This is a genomic window from Chelativorans sp., assembly GCF_031180965.1.
GTDB lineage: Bacteria > Pseudomonadota > Alphaproteobacteria > Rhizobiales > Rhizobiaceae > Chelativorans.
Map to the genome: position 1 here is coordinate 253,983 of NZ_JAPSLH010000001.1, position 21,984 is coordinate 275,966.

The 21,984-nt window shown below is 64.1% G+C and carries 22 protein-coding genes and 1 tRNA gene; 13 read left to right on the forward strand and 10 right to left on the reverse strand.

The genetic code is table 11. From position 1 onward, the window contains the following. From RIN79_RS01265 to RIN79_RS01300, 8 genes are all read left to right on the forward strand, one after another. On the forward strand, nucleotides 1–1,269 hold the full coding sequence (locus RIN79_RS01265; protein ID WP_309082785.1) for an FAD-dependent oxidoreductase: 1,269 nt from the start codon (nucleotides 1–3) through the stop codon (nucleotides 1,267–1,269). Nucleotide 1,270: 1 nt separating this feature from the next. Then, on the forward strand, nucleotides 1,271–2,272 hold the full coding sequence (locus RIN79_RS01270) for a 4-hydroxyproline epimerase (protein WP_309082786.1): 1,002 nt from the start codon (nucleotides 1,271–1,273) through the stop codon (nucleotides 2,270–2,272). 284 nt (nucleotides 2,273–2,556) lie between these two features. Further along, a complete protein-coding gene (locus tag RIN79_RS01275) occupies nucleotides 2,557–3,486 on the forward strand; it encodes a branched-chain amino acid ABC transporter permease LivH (protein WP_309082787.1) in 930 nt (309 codons plus the stop codon). Further along, on the forward strand, nucleotides 3,486–4,943 hold the full coding sequence (gene livM / locus RIN79_RS01280) for a high-affinity branched-chain amino acid ABC transporter permease LivM (protein ID WP_309082788.1): 1,458 nt from the start codon (nucleotides 3,486–3,488) through the stop codon (nucleotides 4,941–4,943). The genes RIN79_RS01275 and livM overlap by 1 nt, the downstream gene beginning before the upstream one ends. Next, nucleotides 4,943–6,001 carry an ABC transporter ATP-binding protein gene (locus RIN79_RS01285; protein WP_309082789.1) on the forward strand — a complete coding sequence of 353 codons (1,059 nt, stop codon included), beginning with the start codon at nucleotides 4,943–4,945 and terminating at the stop codon, nucleotides 5,999–6,001. The genes livM and RIN79_RS01285 overlap by 1 nt, the downstream gene beginning before the upstream one ends. Next, nucleotides 5,998–6,726 (forward strand): ABC transporter ATP-binding protein, encoded by a 729-nt coding sequence (locus tag RIN79_RS01290; protein ID WP_309082790.1) that lies wholly within the window; start codon nucleotides 5,998–6,000, stop codon nucleotides 6,724–6,726. The genes RIN79_RS01285 and RIN79_RS01290 overlap by 4 nt, the downstream gene beginning before the upstream one ends. Continuing rightward, on the forward strand, nucleotides 6,726–7,079 hold the full coding sequence (locus RIN79_RS01295) for a DUF6867 family protein (RefSeq protein ID WP_309082791.1): 354 nt from the start codon (nucleotides 6,726–6,728) through the stop codon (nucleotides 7,077–7,079). The genes RIN79_RS01290 and RIN79_RS01295 overlap by 1 nt, the downstream gene beginning before the upstream one ends. Before the next feature lie 154 nt (nucleotides 7,080–7,233). Continuing rightward, nucleotides 7,234–8,334, forward strand: coding sequence for a branched-chain amino acid ABC transporter substrate-binding protein (locus tag RIN79_RS01300; protein ID WP_309082792.1), 1,101 nt, complete (start codon nucleotides 7,234–7,236; stop codon nucleotides 8,332–8,334). 121 nt (nucleotides 8,335–8,455) lie between these two features. Here the strand turns inward: RIN79_RS01300 and RIN79_RS01305 are convergent, their stop codons facing one another. After that, nucleotides 8,456–9,088 carry a DUF5074 domain-containing protein gene (locus RIN79_RS01305; protein WP_309082793.1) on the reverse strand — a complete coding sequence of 211 codons (633 nt, stop codon included), beginning with the start codon at nucleotides 9,086–9,088 and terminating at the stop codon, nucleotides 8,456–8,458. Nucleotides 9,089–9,126: 38 nt separating this feature from the next. Next, a complete protein-coding gene (locus RIN79_RS01310; RefSeq protein WP_309082794.1) occupies nucleotides 9,127–10,341 on the reverse strand; it encodes a helix-turn-helix domain-containing protein in 1,215 nt (404 codons plus the stop codon). A gap of 85 nt (nucleotides 10,342–10,426) precedes the next feature. On the opposite strand from RIN79_RS01310, the gene RIN79_RS01315 reads away from it, so the two are divergent. Further along, on the forward strand, nucleotides 10,427–11,134 hold the full coding sequence (locus tag RIN79_RS01315) for a thioredoxin family protein (RefSeq protein WP_309082837.1): 708 nt from the start codon (nucleotides 10,427–10,429) through the stop codon (nucleotides 11,132–11,134). A gap of 97 nt (nucleotides 11,135–11,231) precedes the next feature. After that, nucleotides 11,232–12,446: an MFS transporter gene (locus RIN79_RS01320; RefSeq protein ID WP_309082795.1), complete on the forward strand. Its 1,215-nt coding sequence runs from the start codon at nucleotides 11,232–11,234 to the stop codon at nucleotides 12,444–12,446. A gap of 160 nt (nucleotides 12,447–12,606) precedes the next feature. On the opposite strand, the gene RIN79_RS01325 is transcribed toward RIN79_RS01320, so the two are convergent. From RIN79_RS01325 to nanR, 6 genes are read right to left on the reverse strand one after another with little or no spacing between them, the layout of a single operon-like run. Then, on the reverse strand, nucleotides 12,607–13,512 hold the full coding sequence (locus RIN79_RS01325) for an N-acetylneuraminate lyase (protein ID WP_309082796.1): 906 nt from the start codon (nucleotides 13,510–13,512) through the stop codon (nucleotides 12,607–12,609). Between the two features lie 19 nt (nucleotides 13,513–13,531). Continuing rightward, nucleotides 13,532–14,458, reverse strand: a complete 927-nt coding sequence (locus RIN79_RS01330) for a dihydrodipicolinate synthase family protein (protein ID WP_309082797.1) — start codon at nucleotides 14,456–14,458, stop codon at nucleotides 13,532–13,534. Next, entirely contained in the window at nucleotides 14,455–15,735 is a 1,281-nt protein-coding gene (locus tag RIN79_RS01335) for a TRAP transporter large permease (RefSeq protein ID WP_309082798.1), read from the reverse strand. The genes RIN79_RS01330 and RIN79_RS01335 overlap by 4 nt, the downstream gene beginning before the upstream one ends. Continuing rightward, the gene (locus tag RIN79_RS01340) at nucleotides 15,735–16,253 is read right to left on the reverse strand and encodes a TRAP transporter small permease (RefSeq protein WP_309082799.1); all 519 of its coding nucleotides are present in this window, start codon (nucleotides 16,251–16,253) and stop codon (nucleotides 15,735–15,737) included. Before RIN79_RS01340 ends, RIN79_RS01335 begins: the two co-directional genes overlap by 1 nt. Before the next feature lie 53 nt (nucleotides 16,254–16,306). Next, on the reverse strand, nucleotides 16,307–17,278 hold the full coding sequence (locus RIN79_RS01345; RefSeq protein ID WP_309082800.1) for a sialic acid TRAP transporter substrate-binding protein SiaP: 972 nt from the start codon (nucleotides 17,276–17,278) through the stop codon (nucleotides 16,307–16,309). 23 nt (nucleotides 17,279–17,301) lie between these two features. Then, nucleotides 17,302–18,006: a transcriptional regulator NanR gene (gene nanR, locus RIN79_RS01350; RefSeq protein WP_309082801.1), complete on the reverse strand. Its 705-nt coding sequence runs from the start codon at nucleotides 18,004–18,006 to the stop codon at nucleotides 17,302–17,304. A 522-nt stretch (nucleotides 18,007–18,528) separates the two neighbouring features. Between nanR and RIN79_RS01355 the strand changes: the two genes are divergently transcribed. Both RIN79_RS01355 and arsK read left to right on the forward strand, forming a co-directional pair. After that, a complete protein-coding gene (locus RIN79_RS01355) occupies nucleotides 18,529–18,846 on the forward strand; it encodes a metalloregulator ArsR/SmtB family transcription factor (RefSeq protein WP_309082802.1) in 318 nt (105 codons plus the stop codon). Between the two features lie 85 nt (nucleotides 18,847–18,931). Next, complete coding sequence (arsK, locus tag RIN79_RS01360) at nucleotides 18,932–20,167, forward strand: arsenite efflux MFS transporter ArsK (protein ID WP_309082803.1); 1,236 nt, start codon at nucleotides 18,932–18,934, stop codon at nucleotides 20,165–20,167. A gap of 309 nt (nucleotides 20,168–20,476) precedes the next feature. Here the strand turns inward: arsK and RIN79_RS01365 are convergent, their stop codons facing one another. Continuing rightward, complete coding sequence (locus RIN79_RS01365; RefSeq protein WP_309082804.1) at nucleotides 20,477–20,893, reverse strand: DUF6481 family protein; 417 nt, start codon at nucleotides 20,891–20,893, stop codon at nucleotides 20,477–20,479. A 266-nt stretch (nucleotides 20,894–21,159) separates the two neighbouring features. Beyond that, a tRNA-Gly gene (locus RIN79_RS01370) sits at nucleotides 21,160–21,234 on the reverse strand. A gap of 239 nt (nucleotides 21,235–21,473) precedes the next feature. Here RIN79_RS01370 and RIN79_RS01375 point away from each other — a divergent pair. Beyond that, nucleotides 21,474–21,971 (forward strand): prolyl-tRNA synthetase associated domain-containing protein, encoded by a 498-nt coding sequence (locus RIN79_RS01375; protein ID WP_309082805.1) that lies wholly within the window; start codon nucleotides 21,474–21,476, stop codon nucleotides 21,969–21,971. The last annotated feature ends 13 nt before the right edge of the window (nucleotides 21,972–21,984 follow it).

Consider the following 21,984-nt stretch of genomic DNA (forward strand, 5'->3'; position numbering starts at 1 on the left):
GTGACAGGTCTCGAGCCGGCGCGGGATTCTCAGGTCATCGTCATCGGCGGCGGCATCGTCGGGGTCGCCATTGCCGCCTATCTCGCGGAAGCCGGGAGGAAGGTTCTCATTCTCGACCGCTCCGGGATTTGCGAGGAGACGAGCTCCGGCAATGCCGGGGCACTCGCCTTTACCGATATCCTGCCGCTCGCCCACAAGGACATGCTGTCCAAGCTGCCGCGCTGGCTGCTCGATCCGCTCGGCCCGCTTTCCATTCCGCCCGCCTATCTGCCGCGTCTTCTGCCCTGGCTCTGGCGCTTCCTGCGTGCCGGCCGCCCCGGCAAATTCGAAGCCGCGGTCTCGGCCCAGGCTGCCCTGACCAAGCTTTCCGAGCTCGAATGGATGGACCTGATGGGCCGCTTCAACATGCGCCACATGCTGCGCGAGGACGGCTGCCTGGAGCTTTACGAGAGCGAGGCGGAGTTCCGCGCATCCGAAGCGGGCTGGAAGCTGCGCGAGCGCTTTGACATCCCCTTCCATCACCTGGAGAAGCAGGAGATCGCGCAGTACCAGCCCGGCCTTTCCGATGCCATCGTGCGCGCCACCTTCGTGCCTGGTTGGAAGACGGTTTCGGATCCGCAGCGGGTCGGACAGGCGGTCTGGGCCCAGGCCGAGGCGCAGGGCGCCCGCTTCGTGCCGGCGACCGTCCAGGCCGCAGTGAAGGAAGGAGACGGCGTCACCCTCTTTCTTGAAGGCGGCAAAAGGCTTTCCTGCGACTTGCTGGTGGTCGCCGCCGGCGCCTGGTCCAAGCAATTCGCGGCCTCCTTCGGCGACCGCGTGCCGCTGGAAACCGAGCGCGGCTACAACACTACCCTGCCGCCCGGCGCTTTTGACGTAAAGCGTCAGCTCATCTTCGGCGGCCACGGTTTCGTCATCACGCCCCTGGAGACGGGCCTGCGCATCGGCGGCGCGGTGGAGTTGGGCGGTCTCAGGCGCCCGCCGAACTACGCCCGCTCGCGCGCCATGCTGGACAAGGCAGCCCGCTTCCTGCCGGGAATGAAGACGGAAGGCGGGCGCCAATGGATGGGCTATCGCCCTTCCCTGCCCGATTCCCTTCCCGTGATCGGCCGCTCGCGCAACGAGCCGCGCGTGCTTTATGCTTTCGGCCATGGCCATCTGGGCCTGACCGAATCGGCGGCGACCGGCCGGCTGATCCGCGACCTGGTGCTGGACAGGCCGCCGCCGATCGATATCAAACCCTATCGCGCCGCACGCTTCTGGGGACACTGAAATGGCAAGGCATTCATTCTTCTGCATCGACGGGCACACATGCGGCAATCCCGTGCGGCTGGTGGCGGGCGGCGGTCCGCAGCTCAAGGGCGACACGATGCTCGAGCGGCGAGCCCATTTCATGGCGGAATATGACTGGATCCGCACCGGCCTCATGTTCGAGCCGCGCGGCCACGACATGATGTCCGGCTCCATTCTCTACCCCCCGACGCGCGAGGATTGCGACGTGGCGATCCTCTTCATCGAAACGTCCGGTTGTCTGCCCATGTGTGGCCACGGCACCATCGGCACGGTCACCTTTGCCCTCGAGCACGGGCTCGTGCGGCCTAGGACGCCGGGGACGCTCCGTCTCGATACCCCGGCAGGGCTTGTCCTGGCGGAATACCGGCAGGAGGGAGCCCATGTGGAGGAAGTCCGGATCACCAATGTGCCGGCTTTTCTCCATTCGACGGGACTCGAAGTGGATTGCCCGGATCTGGGCCGCTTGACGGTGGACGTCGCCTATGGCGGCAACTTCTACGCCATCGTCGAACCGCAGGAGAATTTCCGCGATATCGCCGACCATACGGCCTCCGACCTCGTGCGCTGGAGCCCGGTGCTGCGCGAGCGGCTCAACGCCGCCTACGAGTTCATCCATCCGGAGCAGCCCTCCATCAAGGGGCTTTCCCACATCCTTTGGACCGGCGCCCCCACCAAGCCCGAGGCGCACGCGCGCAACGCCGTCTTCTACGGCGAGAAGGCAATCGACCGCTCGCCATGCGGCACCGGCACCTCGGCGCGAATGGCGCAGCTTCATGCCAAGGGCAAACTCAAGGCAGGCGACCCGTTCGTGCATGAATCGATCATCGGCTCGCTTTTCAACGGGCGGGTTGAGAAGGAGGTGGAGGTGGCCGGCAGGCCCGCGGTCATCCCGTCGATCGGCGGCTGGGCGCGCATGACAGGCTTGAACACGATCTTCATCGATGAGCGCGACCCGTTCGCGCACGGCTTCACGGTTCGGTGATCTGCGCCGCAATGGTTGCCAAGGTGTAGAGGAATGCGCAAGAATATACTGCCTGGCCTTTGCTTCCGGCGTCTTTCTTCGAAGTGCGGGACAAAATCCGGAACGGAAGGCAAGGACATTGCATGATGCCGATGCTAGCTTGCGCGCCGCAAACAGCACCCGTATTGAGTGTGGATCATAAGGCTGAGGGGCAAATCCGGCCAGCGCCGGCCTCCAACCAGCCAGGGGAACGAAAACAATAAAGGGATGCGCCGCCCGGCGACATTCCCCGGGAGTGTTGCAGTATGGAATATTTTCTCCAGCAGCTGATCAACGGGCTGACGCTGGGTTCCATCTACGGCCTGATCGCCATCGGCTATACGATGGTCTACGGCATCATCGGCATGATCAACTTCGCCCATGGCGACATCTTCATGATCGGCGCCTTCATATCGCTGGCCGTGTTTCTCGTGCTGACCTCGGTGCTGGGCTTCGCCTTCCTGCCGGTTGTGCTCCTCATCGTCATCATCGTGGCGATGCTCTTCACCTCCGCCTGGGGGTGGACCGTCGAGCGGATAGCCTACCGCCCGCTGCGCGGCTCGTTCCGGCTGGCTCCGCTGATCACGGCCATCGGCATGTCGATCGTGCTTTCGAATTTCGTGCAGATCACGCAGGGCGCGCGCGTGAAGCCGCTGCCTCCGCAGATTCCCGGCGGCGTCACGCTGATCCGGGCAAACACGGAAGCCGGCACGATGGTGGTGCAGCTCTCCTACATGCAGATGATCATCATCGTGACGACGGTGGTGCTGATGGCAGGCTTCACGCTTCTCATCAACCGCACGCCGCTTGGCCGCGCCCAGCGCGCCTGCGAGCAGGACCGCAAGATGGCCGCCCTCCTGGGCGTGGATGTGGACAGGACGATCTCCCTCACCTTCGTGATGGGCGCGGCGCTTGCCGCCGTGGCCGGCTTCATGTTCCTACTGCTCTACGGCGTGATCGACTTCTATATCGGCTTCGTGGCCGGCGTTAAGGCCTTTACCGCGGCCGTTCTGGGTGGCATCGGCTCGCTGCCTGGCGCCATGCTCGGCGGCCTTCTGATCGGCCTGATCGAGGTCTTCTGGTCCGGATATTTTTCCGTCGAATACAAGGACGTGGCGGCCTTTTCCATTCTCGCCATCGTCCTCATCTTCCTGCCTTCCGGCCTGCTCGGAAAACCTGAAGTGGAGAAGGTCTGATGGCGGGCACGGGCACCGAGGCGCCAGCCTCCACACAAAAGCCGGTGGGCGCGCAGGCAAGGAGCGAGGAGCGGGCCGCCGCTCCCCATACCGCCGTGCCCGGCGCGGCTTCCAATCGGATTGGTGAGGCCCTGAAGGACGCGGCCGTCGCGGGCTTCCTCGCTGGGGTCCTCGGATTCTTCTTCATCGGGCTGAGGACCGACCTTGCGCCGGGAGGGCTTGACATCCGGTCGCGCTGGACCGCCTGGCTCGTTTCCATCCTGGTTGTCTTCGCCGTTCGGCTGGCGCTTAATCTTTTCGTCTTCAAGACGGACCGTCCGCTCGGCCGGGGCCTCGGCGCCAGGCTTTCGGGCCTGGCGGTGGCCCCGCCCGGCGCAGGCAAGTGGCTGATGCGGGCCCTGTTCGTCTTCGCGCTGGTGCTGCCGTTTTTCTTCACCACCTTCTTCCCCGGCCGCGACCGTCAGTTCATCGATCTCGCCATCCTCATCATGACCTATGTCATGCTAGGTTGGGGGCTCAACATCGTGGTCGGCTTGGCGGGCCTGCTCGACCTCGGCTATGTCGCCTTTTATGCCGTGGGCGCCTATTCCTTCGCCCTGTTGGCGCAATATTTCGAGATCGGCTTCTGGACGGCGCTTCCGCTTGCCGGCATCCTCGCCGCCTTTTGGGGGATGATCCTCGGCTTTCCCGTGCTGAGGCTGCGCGGCGACTACCTGGCCATCGTCACGCTGGCTTTCGGCGAGATCATCCGTATCGTGCTTCTCAACTGGTACCAGTTCACTGGTGGCCCGAACGGGATTTCCGGCATACCGAGGCCCACCTTCTTCGGCCTGGAACTCAATGGCAGCGATGATGGGATGGCGGCCTTCTTCGGCTTCGAACACGATCCGATCCACCGCTTCATCTTTCTCTACTACATCATCTTCGGCCTGGCGCTGCTCACCAACCTGGTCACCATCCGGTTGCGCAAGCTGCCGATCGGGCGCGCCTGGGAAGCGCTGCGCGAAGACGAGATCGCCTGCCGCTCGCTCGGCATCAACACGCGCAATACCAAGCTGACCGCCTTCGCCATCGGCGCGATGTTCGGCGGCTTCGCCGGCTCCTTCTTCGCCACGCGGCAGGGCTTCATCTCGCCGGAGAGCTTCACCTTCCTGGAATCGGCAATGATCCTCGCCATCGTCGTGCTCGGCGGCTTGGGCTCGCAAATCGGCGTCGCGCTTGCCTCCGTCGTCATGATCGGCGGCATCGAGATGCTGCGCAATCTGGGCTTCCTCACGCAAATCTTCGGTGCCGGCTTTGATCCGGTGCAGTACCGGATGCTGATCTTTGGCCTGGCCATGGTGCTGATCATGGTCTGGAAACCGCGCGGACTGGTCTCCACCCGCGAGCCGACCGCGGCGCTCAAGGAGAAGAAGCGGATCGGTGCCGATCTGGTCGCGCAGGGTGAGGGTCACTGATGGCTGCCATTGCTGAGACGAGCGCGGCCGTCGCTCCGGCCGCACCCCGCTGGGAACGGGATCCGGTGCTCACCGTCGAGCATCTGACGATGCGCTTCGGCGGGCTGGTCGCCGTGGGAGACCTTTCCTTCGATGTCGGCCGCGGCGACATCACCGCGCTGATCGGTCCGAACGGCGCGGGGAAGACAACCGTCTTCAATTGCGTGACCGGCTTCTACAAGCCCACGGAAGGGCGCATCGTCATGCGCCACGGCCCCGGCCGGCAGGAGGAATTGGCGCGTCAGGTCACCGACAGCGGGCTGCGCTGGAAGAAGGATGGCGACCGGGGCGTCTTCCTCCTGGAGCGCATGCCGGACCATGAGATTTCGGCCAGGGCCAAGGTGGCCCGCACCTTCCAGAACATCCGCCTCTTCGGCGGCATGACGGTCCTGGAGAACCTGCTTGTCGCCCAGCACAACCGTCTGGTGGTGGCCTCCGGCTTCACCTTCGGTGGGATTGTTGGCCTGCCGGCCTACCGCCGCGCCGAAACAGCCGCCGTCGAGAAGGCGGTCTACTGGCTGGAGCGCACCAAGCTCATCGACCGCGCGGACGATCCCGCCGCGGATCTTCCTTACGGCGCGCAGCGGCGGCTCGAGATTGCCCGCGCGATGTGCACCGATCCTGAGCTTCTCTGCCTGGACGAGCCGGCCGCGGGCCTCAATCCGCGCGAATCGGCCGAGCTCAACGAGCTCCTGAAATTCATCCGCGACAACGGCACCTCCGTCCTTCTCATTGAGCACGACATGGGCGTGGTGATGGAGATTTCCGATCACATCGTCGTCCTCGACTACGGGGTGAAGATCGCCGACGGCGATGCGGCCAGCGTGCGCTCCGACCCCAAGGTCATCGCCGCCTATCTGGGTGTCGAGGAGGAAGAGGACATCGACGTTCCGGAGGTGCTGGAGGACGTGGTCGAGGCCGTGGGCGAATTGCCGGGGGCAAAAGCGGCAGAGCCGGCTGCGGGAGAGACATCGGCCAAGGACATCGGTGCGGGCAAGGGCGGGGGAGGCGAGGTATGAGCACCGAACCGCTGCTCTCCATCCGCGGAGTGGAGACCTACTACGGCAAGATCGTTGCATTGCGGGGGGTGGACCTCGAGGTGCAGCGCGGCGAGATCGTCGCCATGATCGGGGCCAACGGCGCCGGCAAGTCGACGCTGATGATGACGATCTGCGGGACGCCGCAGGCGCGGACCGGTCAGATCATCTACGACGGCACCGACATCACCACTATGCCGACGCACCAGATCATGCGGCGCGGCATCGCCCAATCGCCTGAAGGGCGGCGCATCTTCCCGCGCATGACCGTGATGGAAAATCTGCAGATGGGCGCAAGCATGGTCGATCCCAAATATTTCGAGGACGACCTGAGGCGCGTTTTCACCCTGTTCCCCCGGCTAAAGGAGCGCCTCGGTCAGCGCGGCGGCACGCTGTCCGGCGGCGAGCAGCAGATGCTCGCCATTGGCCGCGCGCTCATGAGCCGGCCGAAGCTGCTTCTTCTCGACGAGCCATCGCTCGGCCTCGCGCCGCTGATCGTGAAGCAGATCTTCGAGGCCATCCGCGAACTCAACGAGAATGAGGGACTGACCGTCTTCCTCGTGGAGCAGAACGCCTTCCATGCCCTCAAGCTTGCACATAGGGGCTATGTAATGGTGAACGGCAACATCACCATGAGCGGTACGGGCCGGGAGCTCCTGAAGCGCGAGGAGGTGCGCGCGGCCTATCTTGAGGGCGGGAGGCACTGATGGAGAACGAGAATTCGCTGCTTTGGGAGGTCTCGTGGTGGGAGTTCGTCTTCGTCACGATTTTCCTTGCGGGAGGCGCTGCCTATCTTACCGGCCGCGCCATAGCGCGTGCCTGGCAGCCAGACCTGCTGCTCGCCGCCTATATCGTGCTCCTGGCGGCCGCCACCCGCTTCATTCATTTCGCGCTTTTCGGCGGCTCGCTCCTCACCTTGCACTACTACCTGGTCGATCTCATCGTGCTCCTGATCATCGCCTTTATCGGCAAGCGCATGACGCGATCGCGCCAAATGACCACGCAATACGGCTTCCGCTATGCGCGCACGGGGCCGCTCAGCTGGAAAACCAAGGACTGAGAAGTTTTACCATGGCTGCTCTAAGCTCTTTATTTCAACGCGAAACTGGGCTTTGATGCAGCTCAAGCGGGAATGCCCCGCGCTGCATAACCGGAAAGCCGAACACCATTTCCGGAATGCTGAGGGAACCTCTGGTGTTTTCAAGGGAGCAACCATGAAGACGACACTCTTGGCCGGCGCTGCGCTCGGCCTTGCAATGACCGGCTCCGCCTGGGCGGATATCACCATCGCGACCGTGGGGCCGATGACCGGACAATACGCCTCCTTCGGAGCGCAGATGCGGGCCGGCGCCGAACAGGCGGTGGCCGACATCAACGAGGCGGGCGGCGTCAACGGCGAAATGCTCAAGCTGGAAGTGGGCGACGATGCCTGCGATCCCAAGCAGGCCGTTGCGGTGGCGAACCAGCTTGCCGGCTCCGGCGTTGCCTTCGTTGCCGGGCATTTCTGCTCCGGCTCGTCCATTCCCGCCTCGCAGGTCTATGCAGACGAGGAAATCGTCATGATCTCGCCGGCGTCAACCAATCCGGCCTTCACGGACGAACGTCCCGGCGATGGCGTCTTCCGCGTCTGCGGCCGCGATGACCAGCAGGGCGATGTGGCCGGCAAGTACCTGGCCGAGAAATTCGCCGGCAAGAAGGTGGCCTTCATCCACGACAAGACTGCCTATGGCAAGGGTCTGGCCGACGCCACCATGGCCGTTTACGAGAAGGCCGGCGGCACTCCGGCCCTTTACGAGGCCTATACGGCCGGCGAGAAGGACTATACCGCCCTCGTCTCCAAGCTGAAGCAGGAAGGCGTCGATGTGCTCTATGTCGGCGGCTACTACACGGAAGCGGGCCTGATCATGCGCCAGATGCGCGAGCAGGGGATGAACACCGTCCTCGTCTCCGGCGACGCTCTGGTTGCGGACGAATACTGGGCCATCACCGGCGAGGCCGGAGAGGGTACGCTGATGACCTTCTCGCCCGACCCGCGCAACAACCCGGAGGCGAAGCCCGTCGTCGACGAACTGCTTGCCGCCGGCAAAACGGCAGAAGGCTATTCGCTCTACACCTATGCGGCCATCCAGGCTTGGGCGCAGGCGCTGAAGACCGCCGGTTCGACCGAGTTCGACGATGTCGTGAAGGCACTGAACGAGGGCAAGTTCCAGACCGTGCTGGGCGAGCTCGAATTCGACGACAAGGGCGACGTGACGCTGCCCGGCTACGTCTTCTATGAGTGGAAGGACGGTAAGTACGCGCAGCTCGAGCAGTAAGCCGCAAGGCTATTGCCAACCCCGGCGCTGCAAGGCGCCGGGGTTTTGTTTAAAGAGCTTGCTCTTCGCGCTCTGACAGCTGCCCGAACGAAGAGCCCAGCATGCACGATGATGCCATGGGCTATCTTGGCCGGCGCACCGCTCTGACCGTTCCGCTGGTTCCGCCGCCGCAGAAGAACTGTTCGCCGCCATCGAATTCCAGACCGGAAACGCCTGTTCCCGCCGGCAGTTCTATCCGTTCCAGAGCCTCGCCCGTTTGCGGGTCGATGCGCCTCAGATCGCTTTCATCGCCTTCCCAGGTGCCGTGCCAGAGCTCCCCGTCGACCCAGGTGACGCCGGTAACGAAGCGTGTGGTTTCAATAGTACGCAGGATCGCGCCCGTATCTGGATCGATCTGATAGATTTTGCGCTCGCGATAATGTCCGACCCACAGAGTCCCCTCCGCCCAGGCAAGGCCGGAATCGCCGCCGCCGCCCGGCGCCGGGATCGTGGCGATCACGCCGCCCGTCTTGGGATCGATCTTCTGGATGCGATCCTCGGCGATCTGAAAAAGGTGCCGGCCGTCGAAAGCCGTGCCCGCATCCGCGGCGATATCGATTGAGCGCACCGTCTCGCCGGTTGCGGGATCCAATGCGTTCAGCCGGTCACCGGCGGCGAACCAGACATGCTTGCCGTCCCAGGTGACCCCGGCGACATTGTTGGTGTCCGGGAAAGGTCCGTATTCCCGGATGATTTCCGCTGTCGAGTGTTTCATGACACGTTCCTTGCTGCTGGATTTTCCATGCAGCAACCCTAGCCGCTGGGGAGCGGGCCCGGGAGTAACAAGATTGTCGGGAGCCCGACGGGCGGCGTTATCCAGCGCATGGCCCGCCCGCGGCCGAAGGATTGCACCTTTCCCGAGGCCGAGAGTTGCTCCAGCGCGCGCTGTATCGTCCGCGGGCTTGTGCCGAGCGCGATCGCCAACGCCGAGCTCGACCATGCCTCGCCGTCAGCAAGCAAGGCTAGTAACTCCGCGTGCTGCTCGTCCACGGGCGGGGCCAGCACGACCACCTCCGGCGCGCGCGGGGTCAGCAGAAAACCTTCCGTGGTTGCGCTGAGCTCGGCATGGCGCTCCATCTCCGCCCGAAGGCGCCCGATCTCGACGCGCAGCCGCGCCCGATGCGATTCATCGGCATATTTCGCGCGAAAGGCTCGCGCGATCAGCGTGCTGCGCGCAACATCTTGCGGCCAGGCTTCCGCGAGCGCCCGCAAGAGGGCGAAGAGAATGGGACGCGTGGCAAGGGAAAGCGCCGTGCCTGCATGCCACACGACGTTGCGCAGGGCGTCCACCACAAGCGCGTCTGATGCAAGCAGCGCTTCCACCTCCTCGAGCAGAAGAACACGTTCCTCGCCGCCGGCGAGCAGCCGTGCCGCCGGCCTCCTGAGGAAAAGCGACGCGGTTTCCACCTCCGCCGCCAGCGCGGGGATGCCGGCCTGGCGCGCTGCGGCCTCCGCCCTGGCGAGTGCCGAGCGTGCGGTTTTCGTCTGCAGCTTTCGCATGGCTATGCCGGCAACCACCAACTCATGAACGGTCCTGGATGCTGGCGGGAGGGCGCCGGGGTCCATCTCCGACAGCCTCCGCTCGGCCTCCTCGAGACGTCCAACGAGGACAAGCCGCCGCGCCTGAAGATAGCGGGCATGTGCCGCGTTCACCCGGTCGCCGTGCTCCTCTAGGGTTTTCCGCGCGGTGTCCAGCGCCTTCTCCGGCCAGGTGAGGTCGCGCGAGACGAGCGCGATCTCCGCCTCGGCGACCACACACCGGGCGCGCGCGACCGCTTCCCTCGGACTATAGGCGCGGGCAGCACGCCGCAGCAGAACCTTTGCGCGGGCAAGGTCGCCGAGCTGCGCCATCGCGATGCCGCGAAGTGCCAGCGCCGCTGCATCCTCGCGCAGCGACACCCGCTTCAGCGCGCCAAGAGGATCGCCTGCTGCGAGTGCTCGTGCCGCCCCCGTGATCAGCGAGTCCATGCGAATCCCGTCACACTTGTCACTCTCACCATGCTGCGTCCGGGCCTAGTCTATCTCACGACTGACAACCAGCAGGAGATGGATGATGCGAAATCAGGTCGTTTCGCGCGAGGAATGGCTGCATGCGCGCCTTAAGCTACTCGCGGCCGAAAAGGAATTCACGCGGCAGCGCGATGCGTTGGCCCGCCGTCGCATGGCTATGCCATGGCAGCGTGTGGAAAAGACCTACCGCTTCGAGGGGCCCGATGGAGCCCTGTCGCTGGCTGACCTCTTCGGCGGGCAGTCGCAGCTGATCATCTATCATTTCATGCTCGCACCCGATTGGGAGGAGGGCTGCAAGTCCTGCTCCTTCTGGGCCGACAATTTCAACGGCATCCCGATCCATCTCAAGCATCGCGATGTGAGCTTCACGGCCGTTTCCCGTGCGCCTCTACGCAGGATCGAGGCATACAAGAGCCGGATGGGCTGGAGTTTCCCATGGGTCTCGTCCCATGGAAGCGACTTCAACTTCGACTACCACGTGTCCTTCACGCCCGAAGAGATCGCCGAGGGCAAGGCAATCTACAATTACAAAATTCAAGCGCCGACAGTGTCGGATCAGGTCGGCGTCAGCGTCTTCTATAGGGATGAGGTGGGCGAGATGTTCCACACGTATTCCTGTTACTCGCGCGGGGTCGACATGCTCAATGGCGCCTATCACTACCTCGATCTCACGCCCAAGGGGCGCGACGAGGAGAGCCTCAGACAACCAATGGAGTGGCTGCGTCGCCACGACCGGTATGAGGACCTATGAGCCCGCGAACTGCGACGGTCGTAATCAACAGACGAAGGGCAGCTTTCTTCGCGCCGCGCGAGTTCGGCCGAAACGCCTGCCCAGAACGGAGACCACAATGACGGAATCCCAATATCGCTGGGTCATCGTTGCGGCGGGCGGCCTTCTCGGCTGTGTCGCGATCGGGGCCATGTTTTCGCTTCCCGTCTTCCTCCTGCCCATATCGCGGGACACGGGCTGGTCGGTCACCGGCGTCTCCGGCGCCATGACCATCGGCTTCCTTGCGATGGCGTTTGCCAGCATGGCCTGGGGCAGTCTGTCGGATCGCTGGGGTCCGCGCCTGGTCGTCTTGACCGGGTCGGCCGTCCTTGCGGCCGCGCTGGCCGTTGCCAGTCAGGCGGCGTCGCTTTTGCAGTTCCAGCTCGTCTTCGGGCTTGTGGTGGGCGCGGCGACGGCGGCGATCTTCGCGCCGTTGATGGCCTGCGTGACGGGCTGGTTCGACACGCACCGCAGCCTTGCCGTATCGCTTGTCTCCGCCGGAATGGGCATGGCGCCGATGACCATGTCGCCCCTGGCTGCATGGCTCGTCTCCGTCTATGACTGGCGAACCTCGCTCCTCATCATCGCAGCAATAACAGCGGCGCTGATGATTCCGGCTTCCCTCCTCATCCGCCGTCCGCCGGCGCTCGACCGCCCCGGCCTGGTCGCCTCGCCCGAGGAAGCAGATCAATCCAGCATGACCGTGGCGCAGGCGATCCGGTCGCGTCCGTTCATCATCCTGCTTTTGACGAACTTCTTCTGCTGCGCGACGCATTCCGGACCCATCTTCCATACGGTGAGCTATGCCATCACCTGCGGCATTCCGATGATCGCCGCGGTCTCGATCTACAGCGTGGAAGGCCTGGCGGGCCTCGGCGGCCGGGTGGCCTTTGGCCTGCTGGGCGACCGCCTGGGCGCCAAGCGCGTCCTGGTCTGGGGATTGCTGCTGCAGGCTTTTGCCGTACTCGCCTATGTTTTCGTGGGGCAGCTCAGCGAGTTCTATCTGGTGGCCGCTCTGGTCGGCTTCGTCTATGCGGGCGTGATGCCGCTCTATGCGGTCCTTGCACGCGAAAATTTCCCGCTGCGGATGATGGGCACGGTTATTGGCGGCACTGCTATGGCCGGCGGTCTCGGCATGGCGACGGGGCCGTTGGCGGGGGGCCTGATCTACGATGCCTTCGCCACCTATACCTGGCTCTATGTCGGCTCCTGGGGGATTGGCCTGGGTGCGTTCCTGATCGCCATGACCTTCAAGCCCTTCGGCAGGCCCCAGCCTGCACTGGCGGCGGCATAGGGGGAGCGGCACGGCAGCCGCCATCCTCAAGCGCAATGGCCGCAAAGCAAATGCCTCGCCGGCCGGAGCCGGCGAGGCATGAGCAATATAAGGGGCAGGCCGATCTCGCTCGTCTCTTGTCGGCAATGGATGCGTCCGGCGCAAGAACGAGCGCCGGCGTTCAAACGGAGCGCCGGCCGTTCGCTTCTTCACGCCAGGCGATGATCGGCGCGATGGCCTCGCGCAGGGCGGCAGTGTCTGCGGGCTCGATCCGGCGGAACGGCCGACGCGAATGCCCGCAGGGAACGCCCATGATCTCGAGCAGTGCCTTGGACCCGGGCATGACCCCTACCTTGATCAGCACCTGCACGACCCGGTTCGCCATGACCTGCAGCTTGCGCGCCTCCTCGAGGCGGCCCGCGGCTGCCGCCGCACGCAGGGCGACGAACACGTCTCCCATGAAATTATAGGTGGTGCCGATCGCTCCCTGGGCTCCCATGGCGAGACCCGCAAGGCACATCTCGTCATAGCCGTTGTAGACGATCGCCTCGGGTGCGGCGTTGCGGATGCGCTCGAGCTGGAACATGTCGCTCGACGTGTGCTTGATGCCGATGATGTTCGAGTGGGAGAGCAGTTCAACCAGCTCGGCCAGCGTGAAGCTGCTCGTGCGCGCGGGGAAATTGTAGACGATGAGCGGCAGGCCGGACGCGTCGGCAAGCGCCCGGTAGTGGGCCATCACTTCCGGTCGCGAGAAATCGTAGTAGAAGGGCGGGATGGCCGAAATGGCTTGATAGCCGGTCTTTGCCGCCGCCTCGGCGAGGCTCAGCGCATCTCTCGTCGCGATGGTGCCGACATGGGCGATCAGCTTGAGCCGCCCGCCCGCCGCCTCCGCCACCTGGGAGAGGTAGGCCGCCCGCTCCTCCAGGGACTGCAGCATCGCCTCGCCGGAGCTGCCCCCCACATAGACGCCGTCGACCCCGAGCCGGACCTGGAAATCGATCAGGGGGGCAATCGACCGCCGGTCTATCGACTCGTCTTCGGAAAACGGGGTGAGGAGGGCCGAGAAAATCCCTTCGAGTTTTGTCATTGCTGTCGCTTTCAAAGGCTCATGGAAAGAGTTCGGGCAGGTCGCGCCGGGCCGCCTCGCCGAGCGCAGTGACCGCCTCGGCGGGCGCGGAGCTGTAGGGCCAGAGGAGCGCCGGCCCGATGGTGCACCAGCCGCCTGCCGCCGCCATCGCCTTGTCGAGCGCGGCATTGGAAAGTCCGTACCTGGCAGAGAGCGGCAGCACGCGCTCCTGCATGAAGCGCACGACCCGCTTCTCAAAAAGGAGGGCAGCGTCCGGCTCCACCCGGAGTTGCCGCCACCACCGCACGGCACCGGCGGGACTGAGGCATGCTACGTTGGAATAGGAGCCCCGGCCGCCGGCAAGACACCCACTTGCCATGAAGTGGCCGGGAATAAAGACGGCGAGGTTCATGAGCGTCCTGCGGAGCGTCTTGTACCAGGCGTCGTCGCCTCCAGGCAGCTTGGCGCCGACAAGTGTGGGTACCGCGGCCTGCAGCGCGGCGATCTGGTCGAGGCTCAGCCGGCGTTTGGCATGCGGCGGATTGTAGAGCACCAGCGGCAGGTCCGGCGCGGCTTCGGCCATTCCTAGGACAAAGCGCTCGGCTTCCTCATAGGTGGGCGCCCACCAGTCCGGCAGCGTCACCTGGACGGCGTCGGGCCGGAATGCGGCAGCGCGGGCCAGCCGCTCGCGCGCGACGCGCGCATTCGTATGGGAGACGCCGATCTGGAACGGGAGCGCCGCGCCACGGCAAAAGCTTGAGACGATTTCGGTCAGGCGATCGAACTCCTCCTCGATCTGGTTGTGGAACTCGCCCGCTGTGCCGTTGGTATAGATCCCGTGGAGCCCGCTTTCGCGAAGGGCGCAAAGCTGCTCCTGCAGTGCCGACCATTCTATGGCGCCGCCCTTGCCGACCGGCAGGAGCACCGCCCCCCAGACCCCTTTGAGGGATTTTTGAAGAAGGCTCATCGGCCATCTCCCAGCATCTGATTGGGCAGGAAGGTAACGAGCCCCGGAAAAAGCGTTATGAGGATGAGAACGACCACGAGCGGAACCAGGAGCGGGAGGATGCCCCGCGCAAGCAACCCGAACGGAATGTTGGCAACCTTGGAGACGACGAACAATGCCACCCCCATAGGCGGGGTCAGGATGCCGATCATCAGGTTGAACACCACCATCACCCCGAAATGAACAGGATCGACGCCGTACTGAACCGCGGTAGGGACCAGCACCGGCACGATCAGCAAGAGTATGGCAAGGGCCTCGATGAAGGTGCCGAGCGCAAGCAGCATCAAGTTGACGAGGATCAGAAAGGTAAGGGGGTCGCTGGAATAGGCGAGGAAGAAGGCGGCCACATGCTGCGGCACCTGCTCGCGCGCGATGACATAGCCGAAGAGCGATACGCCCATGATGAGGAGCCCGACGGCGGCCGTGTGGCTCACCGTCTCGCGCAGCACCGTGACGAGCTTCCCGAGCGTGATTTCCCGGTAGACGAAGACGCCCAGGAACAGGGCGTAGCTCGCCGCCACGACGGCGGCTTCCGTCGGCGAGAAGACGCCTGCAAAGATGCCGCCGATGATGATGAAGGGCGTAAGCAGCGGGATCAGGGCGCGCCAGAAGGTCGACCAGATCCGGCGCAAGCTGGCGGGCTGCTCGGTCGGATAATCCCGCCGCCGGGCGATGACATAGACCATGACCATGAGCGAGGCGGCGCAGAGAAGGCCGGGCACCACGCCGCCCAGAAAGAGGCCGCCGATCGAGGTGTTGGCGATCACGCCATAGACGACGAGCGGGATTGAGGGTGGGATGAGCGGGCCGATGATGGCCGATGCTGCGGTGATTGAGCCGGAAAACTGCTCGTCATAGCCAGCATCGCGCATGGCCTTGATTTCGAGCTGGCCGAGTCCGGCCGCATCCGCCACCGCCGAGCCGGACATGCCCGAAAACATCACGCTCGCCATGATGTTCACATGCCCGAGGCCGCCACGGATATGGCCGACCAGCGCCTTTGCGAAATCGAAGATCCGCTCCGTCACGCCGGAAAGGTTCATGAGCTGGGCTGTCAGAATGAAGAAGGGAACCGCCAGGAGCGGGAAGCTGTTGAGGCCCGCCACCATGCGCTGCGCGGCGAAGTTCAGTCCCATTCCCTGCCACAGCATATAGGCAAGTGCCGCCACGATGAGCGTGAAGCCCACCGGCATTCCGACGACAAGCAGAGCGAACCATCCGCCGAACAGCGCAGCCATCACAGATACCTTTCGGAGGCAAGATCCAGCGGCTCCGCCCTGCCGCCGCGAAGCGCACGGACGTCGCGGGCCATTGCAAGCAGCACCCGGATTGCCGCGAGGACGGCGAAAACCGGCAAGGCGCCGTAGAGCCAGGATTCCGGCACGCCGATGGCGACCGACATGACCTTGTGGGCGCGCATCGCCCCGAATGTACCGTAATAGGCAAGGATCAGCAGCGCGGCGAAGATCAGAAGGTCAAGCACGATCCGGAGCATGAGCCTGATGCGCACCGGAAGCAGCAGCGGCACGATGTCCATGGTGATGTGCGTGCGCGAGCTCACCCCTTCCGCCGCACCGAGAGCCACGATCCACACGAAGGCGTAGCGCGCCGCCTCTTCCGTCCAGAACAGGGGATCGCGGAAGACGAAGCGCGTGATGATCTGCAACGCGATCACGCCGAAGGCGAAGACGAGCAGGGTCGCAGAAAGCGTCTCCTCGATACGGGCAAGGCTGCGCCAGCGGCTTGGGTGAGCCATGGGTGAAGATCCTGATTGGGAGGAGGCGCCGCCGGAACGGCGCCTGATCGTCATCAGCGCAGGTCGATAAGCGACTGAACCGTTTGCTCGCCGAACTGCTTGTCCATGTCGGCATAGACGGGCTTCATCGCCTCCTGGAACGCCGCTTTGTCGGGCTCCACAACGGTGATGCCGCGCTCGCGGAACGCCTTCACAAGGCTCTCTTCCTTCTCGGTGACCGTCTTGTCGTTGAGGGCGCCGCCCGCCTCGAAGGCCTCCTTGACGATCTGCTGATCGGCCGGATCGAGCGCGTTCCAGGTGTCTTCCGACATCAGGATGATCTGGTCCTGCACCAGGTGCCCCGTCAGCGAAACATGCGTCTGCACCTCGGTGAACTTCATCGCATCGATGATGGGCAGTGGGTTCTCCTGACCGTCAACCTGGTTGGTCTGAAGAGCGAGGTAAACCTCGGCGAATGCGACGGGTGTGGGACTTGCGCCCATAGCCTTTGCCCAGGTCAGCAGCGGCGCGGAGTTGGGCACGCGCAGCTTCATGCCGGCAAAATCCTCGGGCGTCTCGATCGGCTTGTTGGCGGTGGTGTGGCGCGTGCCGAAATACCAGGAATCGATCATGCGCCAATTGTGCTCGCTGCGCATCTCCTCGACGATCCGCTGGCCCCACTCGGAGGCGATGATCTTCTGCAGATGGTCAAAATCGGCGACCACATAGGCGGTGCTGGCCACGACCGCCCGGGGAACCCAGGCGTCCATTCCGCCAAATGGGTTGAGCGTGAAGTCAAGCTCACCAAGCGTCACCTGCTCCATCATCTCGGTGAACGTCCCGAGCTGGGAGTTGGGGAAGATCTCCAGCTTGAGGCGGCCGCCGGACTTCTCCTCGATCATGCGCGCCGCTTCCGTGACGCCTTCGAATTGCGGGTCGCCGGCGGTGCCCTGCATGCCCAATCGAAGCGTCCGCGTCTCCTGCGCTGAAGCGGGCCAGGCGGCCAGCAGGCCCGCGAGCGCAAGCGAAATCATTGCAATCTTCATCTGGGTTCCTCCCTGTGATCGAGTTATGGATTGGGCTGCCTGTATTTGCGCTCGGCGCGCTCCAGGTGCTCGCGCATGACGCGTCCGGCGCGCGCAGGATCGCGCGCACGGATGGCCTCGACGATCGCCACATGGCCCGCAAAACTCTCCCTGTTCGAAATCTCCGGCCGGGCCGGAAGCGGCCGCTGGCTGATCAGCCAGTCGACAAAGGCGTCGTGCACCGCGACAAAGATGGGATTGGAGACCATCTCGGTGAGCGTGCGATGGAACGCGACGTCGGTCATCGCGAAGGCGCGGGCCTTGCCGATGGTCGCCTCATTGCGGGCGAGGGCCGCCTCGATAGTTCTCATCTGCGCGTCCGTGACATGTGCCGCGAGATGCCGCACACAGCCTTCCTCCAGAAAAAGGCGCGCCTGCTCGAAATTTGCGACGCCTTCCGGCCGGCCAAGAAGCATGCGCGCGGCCCCGGCGAGCGAGGAGAGAAAATGGTCCGGTGTCGGTCGGGTGACCCTGGCGCGCTCGCCTGTGTTGATCTTCACCAGCCCCATCCGCTCCAGCGCATAGAGCGCCTCGCGGATCGACGGCCGCCCGACCCCGAACATCTCCATGAGGTCCCGCTCGGACGGAAGCGTGGTGCCAACCGGATAAATTTCCTCCCGGATCATCTCCTCCAGCCGGAGGCGGACCTCGTCGGAAAGCTTCTTGCGGATCGCGAGCGTTGCTGTCATGGGCAAACTGTTAAGGTGTTATACCACGAGAAGTCAAGAGCCGATCCCTCCCCCGTTGTTCGCCGTCCGGACGTGGAAGGGGAACCGTTCAAATCGAACTCTCACGCCGAGCTCAGAAGAACGCCCATAACGCTGACTTGAGCACCGCTCTCGGGCGCCTGATATGCCATTGGTTGGCGGAAGGCTGCCACCGCCTAGACCACCATTGGCGGGTCGGAAGCATACCTCGTCGAGTCTTCCGCTCCCGGGAAGGCAGAGCGAGCACTGAGCTGCGCGCGGATCAAAGAGAATCGGCAGATACCGCGTTCCGAGTCCTCATGGCACGGGACCAAGGAAAGCTGCGAAGGCCACGCGGCGCAACAATTTCCAGCGGAAGCGACTGAGGCAGGTGCGGTCTTGTTGCGCTTGCAACCTTTCGACCGTGCCGTGGCCGCAGCTCAGCCATCGCGGGCGGGAGTGGTAATTTCCATTTGTATGGAAACATGTCTTGCATCGCCCGCCGACAGCGGGTATCGTATTTCCATGGACATCGAAGAAGCAGCAACGCAGCTCGAAGCGCTCGGCAATACTACGCGGCTCCGGGTCTATCGCGCGCTGGTCCGCGCAGGAGAGGACGGGCTGCCGGTCGGCGGGTTGCAAATGAAACTGGGAATTGCCGCATCCACGCTTTCGCATCACCTGCACCGGCTGATTTCAACTGGCTTGGTGACCCAGGAGCGGCAGGCGACCACGCTGATCTGCCGCGCCAACTATACCGCCATGAACGGCCTTGTCGGTTTTCTGGCAGACGAATGCTGCGCCGATGCACCCTATGCCGTGAAGAAGGAAGGCGCAGCCTAGCGGCTTTTGATCGATTTCGATAAACGCCGGAAGGGCGGATGGAAGTGTCACTGCATCATGTGGAGTGGGGCGCGGGCGCTTAACAATGATCAAGGCCAGATCAGCCGTTCTATCGCCTGCCGCAATGGTCTGGGTGCTCGGCATCACACAGATCGTCGGCTACGGCACGCTTTACTATAGCTTCGCCATCCTCGCGGCTGACATCGCGGACGAGTTCGGCCTCTCGGTTTCATCGATCTTCGGAGCCTTTTCGGTCGCGCTTCTGTTCGGCGGCCTCGCGGCACCCACTGTTGGCCGATATATTGACAGCCATGGAGCGGCACGTGTGATGGCGGTTGGCTCCATTGCCTCGGCCGCCGCTCTGGTGGCGACTGCACTGGCACCCGGCCTGATGACCTTCGGCCTCGGCCTGATAACGGTCGAACTCGCGGCAACGCTCGTCCTCTACGATGCAGCTTTCGCCGCGATCGTGCAGGGCGGGGGAAATGAACCGCGCCAGCGAATAACGCACCTCACGCTGATCGCCGGCTTTGCCTCGACGCTGTTCTGGCCGCTGACCACCTGGCTCCACGGCGTTCTTGGCTGGCGCGAGATGCTGCTCCTTTTCGCCTGTGCCAATATGTTCATTTGTTTTCCGCTACACCTGTTGCTTGCTGCCAGCCGGCGCCGATCTCCCGAAGGCGCGCCAGCGAGCACTGAATTTCCGGGGGAGCCCGTGCTGCCTCTGGAGCTGCAGTCTCGCGCTCTCCTGCTCATCACCTCCGGGTTTGCGCTGTCCGGCTTCCTGCTGTCGGCTGTGCTGGCGCAAATGGTGCCGATGCTCCAGTCGCTTGGTTTAGGCGCGTCGGCGCTACTGGTCTCTGCACTGTTCGGCCCAGCTCAGGTTCTGGTTCGCTTCGTGAATATGATCTTCGGCGTGAAGCGCCACCCCCTGTTCATCACGATTTTTTCGGCGGCACTGTTTCCCGCTGCGATCCTCATGCTGCTCGGGACAGCGCCCATGGTCGTTGGAGCCGCGGCATTCGCGATACTGCTCGGCTTCGGTTCCGGCCTGAAGAGCATCGTACAGGGCACACTGCCCCTCGCGCTGCTCGGCAGCGCGTCCTATGGAGCGCGGCTAGGACGTATGGCTCTCGTCCGGCAATTTCTCGCGGCGATGGCGCCGTTTGCTTTCGCGCTGACGCATGACCAGCTCGGACCCGAAGCAGCCTTAATTGCACTGGTGGTCGTAGCCTTGATGGGACTCGCCGCATTCATCGAAGTGGCTCGAATGCGCCACCTGATGCTGGTCCCTCTCGCTTCAGCCAAGCCGACGTCGTGATTCCATTCGCTGCACTCGTCCTGCCCATACGCGCCTTGCACCCATACGTCAGGTTTTTACGGCGGCTACGCGCACTATTTCAGCTTCAGGAATGGCAGCAACCCCATTCATTGTGGTCGTGCGGGCAGACCTCCGACGTGTGTAACCTCTCCCGCTGAACGTTAGCGAATCAGATTCGCATGACGCTGAAGCGCAAAAAGCCGCGGCGTTCCGCGGCTTTGAGAACTTGTGAAGGCTGAAGCGCGCGAGGATTGGCCCGCGAACTCGATGGAGAGCAATCTCCGACCGAGGCGAGAGCCCGATGCGCCCTCAGTAGCCCCTGCTTTGGCTGCCCCCCTTGCGGCGGTCCTTCTTTGCGGCCTTGCGGGCGGCGTAGCGCGCGTCGCGGGCGGCCTTCTGCTCGGCCTTGAGAAGTGCGTCGCGCTCGGCCTCCTCGGCGGCACGGTGCGCTGCTTCCTCGGCCGCGAGGCGCTCGGCTTCCGCAGCAGCCGCGGCCGTAATCTCGGCCTGGCGCGCCAGTTCGGCCTCCTGCTCTTGCCGGGCGCGCTCGCGCTCGGCCTGCCGCTCCTCCCGGGCTGCGGCGATCGCCTCGCGCTCACGGCGCTTCTCGACCATTCGCGGATCGTCCGGCCCCGGGGCCGAGCGGAACTTTTCCAGCATGGCCTGGCGTGCCTCCGCCTGCTGCTTGCGGCGATCGTTCAAATCCGGGGTAGCGTTCTTTCTCATCAGTTCAGTCACTGTCCTTGTTGGAGTATTGTCTGCGGGGTAAGGGCCACCCGAGGAGTAACGTTCCCGCTGGAGGCCACTTTTTGCGGCAGGATTATCGACTGCCCGGCTGTAGGCAAACATCGCGATTTCACGCCGCGCCGAGCCCGCAATCTGGTAACCGCGCGGTAACCCTGGCCTGTCGAGGTGGGATTTCGGATTGCGATTTCAACCGCCTTAAAAATACGAAAGCCGCGGCGCTCCGCGGCTTCGAAGACCTGGAAAACTGGAGCGGGCGAAGGGATTCGAACCCTCGACCCCAACCTTGGCAAGGTTGTGCTCTACCCCTGAGCTACACCCGCTCGCGCGGCGGAAGCCGCAAGCGGCGTTTATATGGCCGAACTCCTCGGCAATTGCAACAGGAATTCGCCGCCGCCTCGCGACCCTTGGACGGACGCACGGCTTTTCCGGGGGCCGCCCGGATGCCCGCATCCACGAGCCGCAGCGCCATGGCGACAGATCATGCCGGGACCTCTCCAAGGCGCCTTGCGTGACCGCGGCCATAGCGCATAGACGGGAAGGAGCCACGGGAAAACGTAAAATGCCAAGGACGACAGCGGACCTGATGCGCCATTTCGCGGAGCTCGGCATCGAGGTGGAGACATTCGAGCATCCGCCACTCTTTACCGTCGAGGAATCACGCAGCCTGCGTGGCGAGATTCCGGGCGCCCATACCAAGAACCTGTTCCTCAAGGACAAGAAGGACCGGTATTTCCTGGTGACGGTGGAGGAGGATGCGCGCGTGGACCTCAAGACCATTCACCAGACGGTCGGAGCCTCGGGCCGCGTGTCCTTCGGCAGCGCCGAGAAGCTGGGCGCCCTCCTCGGCGTGGCGCCCGGCGCGGTCACCGTGTTCGGCGTCCTCAACGACGGCGAGGGGAAGGTGACGGTCGTCCTCGACGAGCCGCTCATGCGGCACGCCGTCATCAATGCGCACCCGCTGCACAACGAGGCAACCACCTCGATCGCGCGCGCCGACCTGTTGCGTTTCCTGCAATCCACAGGCCACGAGCCGCTCATCTTGAAAGTATCGCGATGATCGCCACATCAGG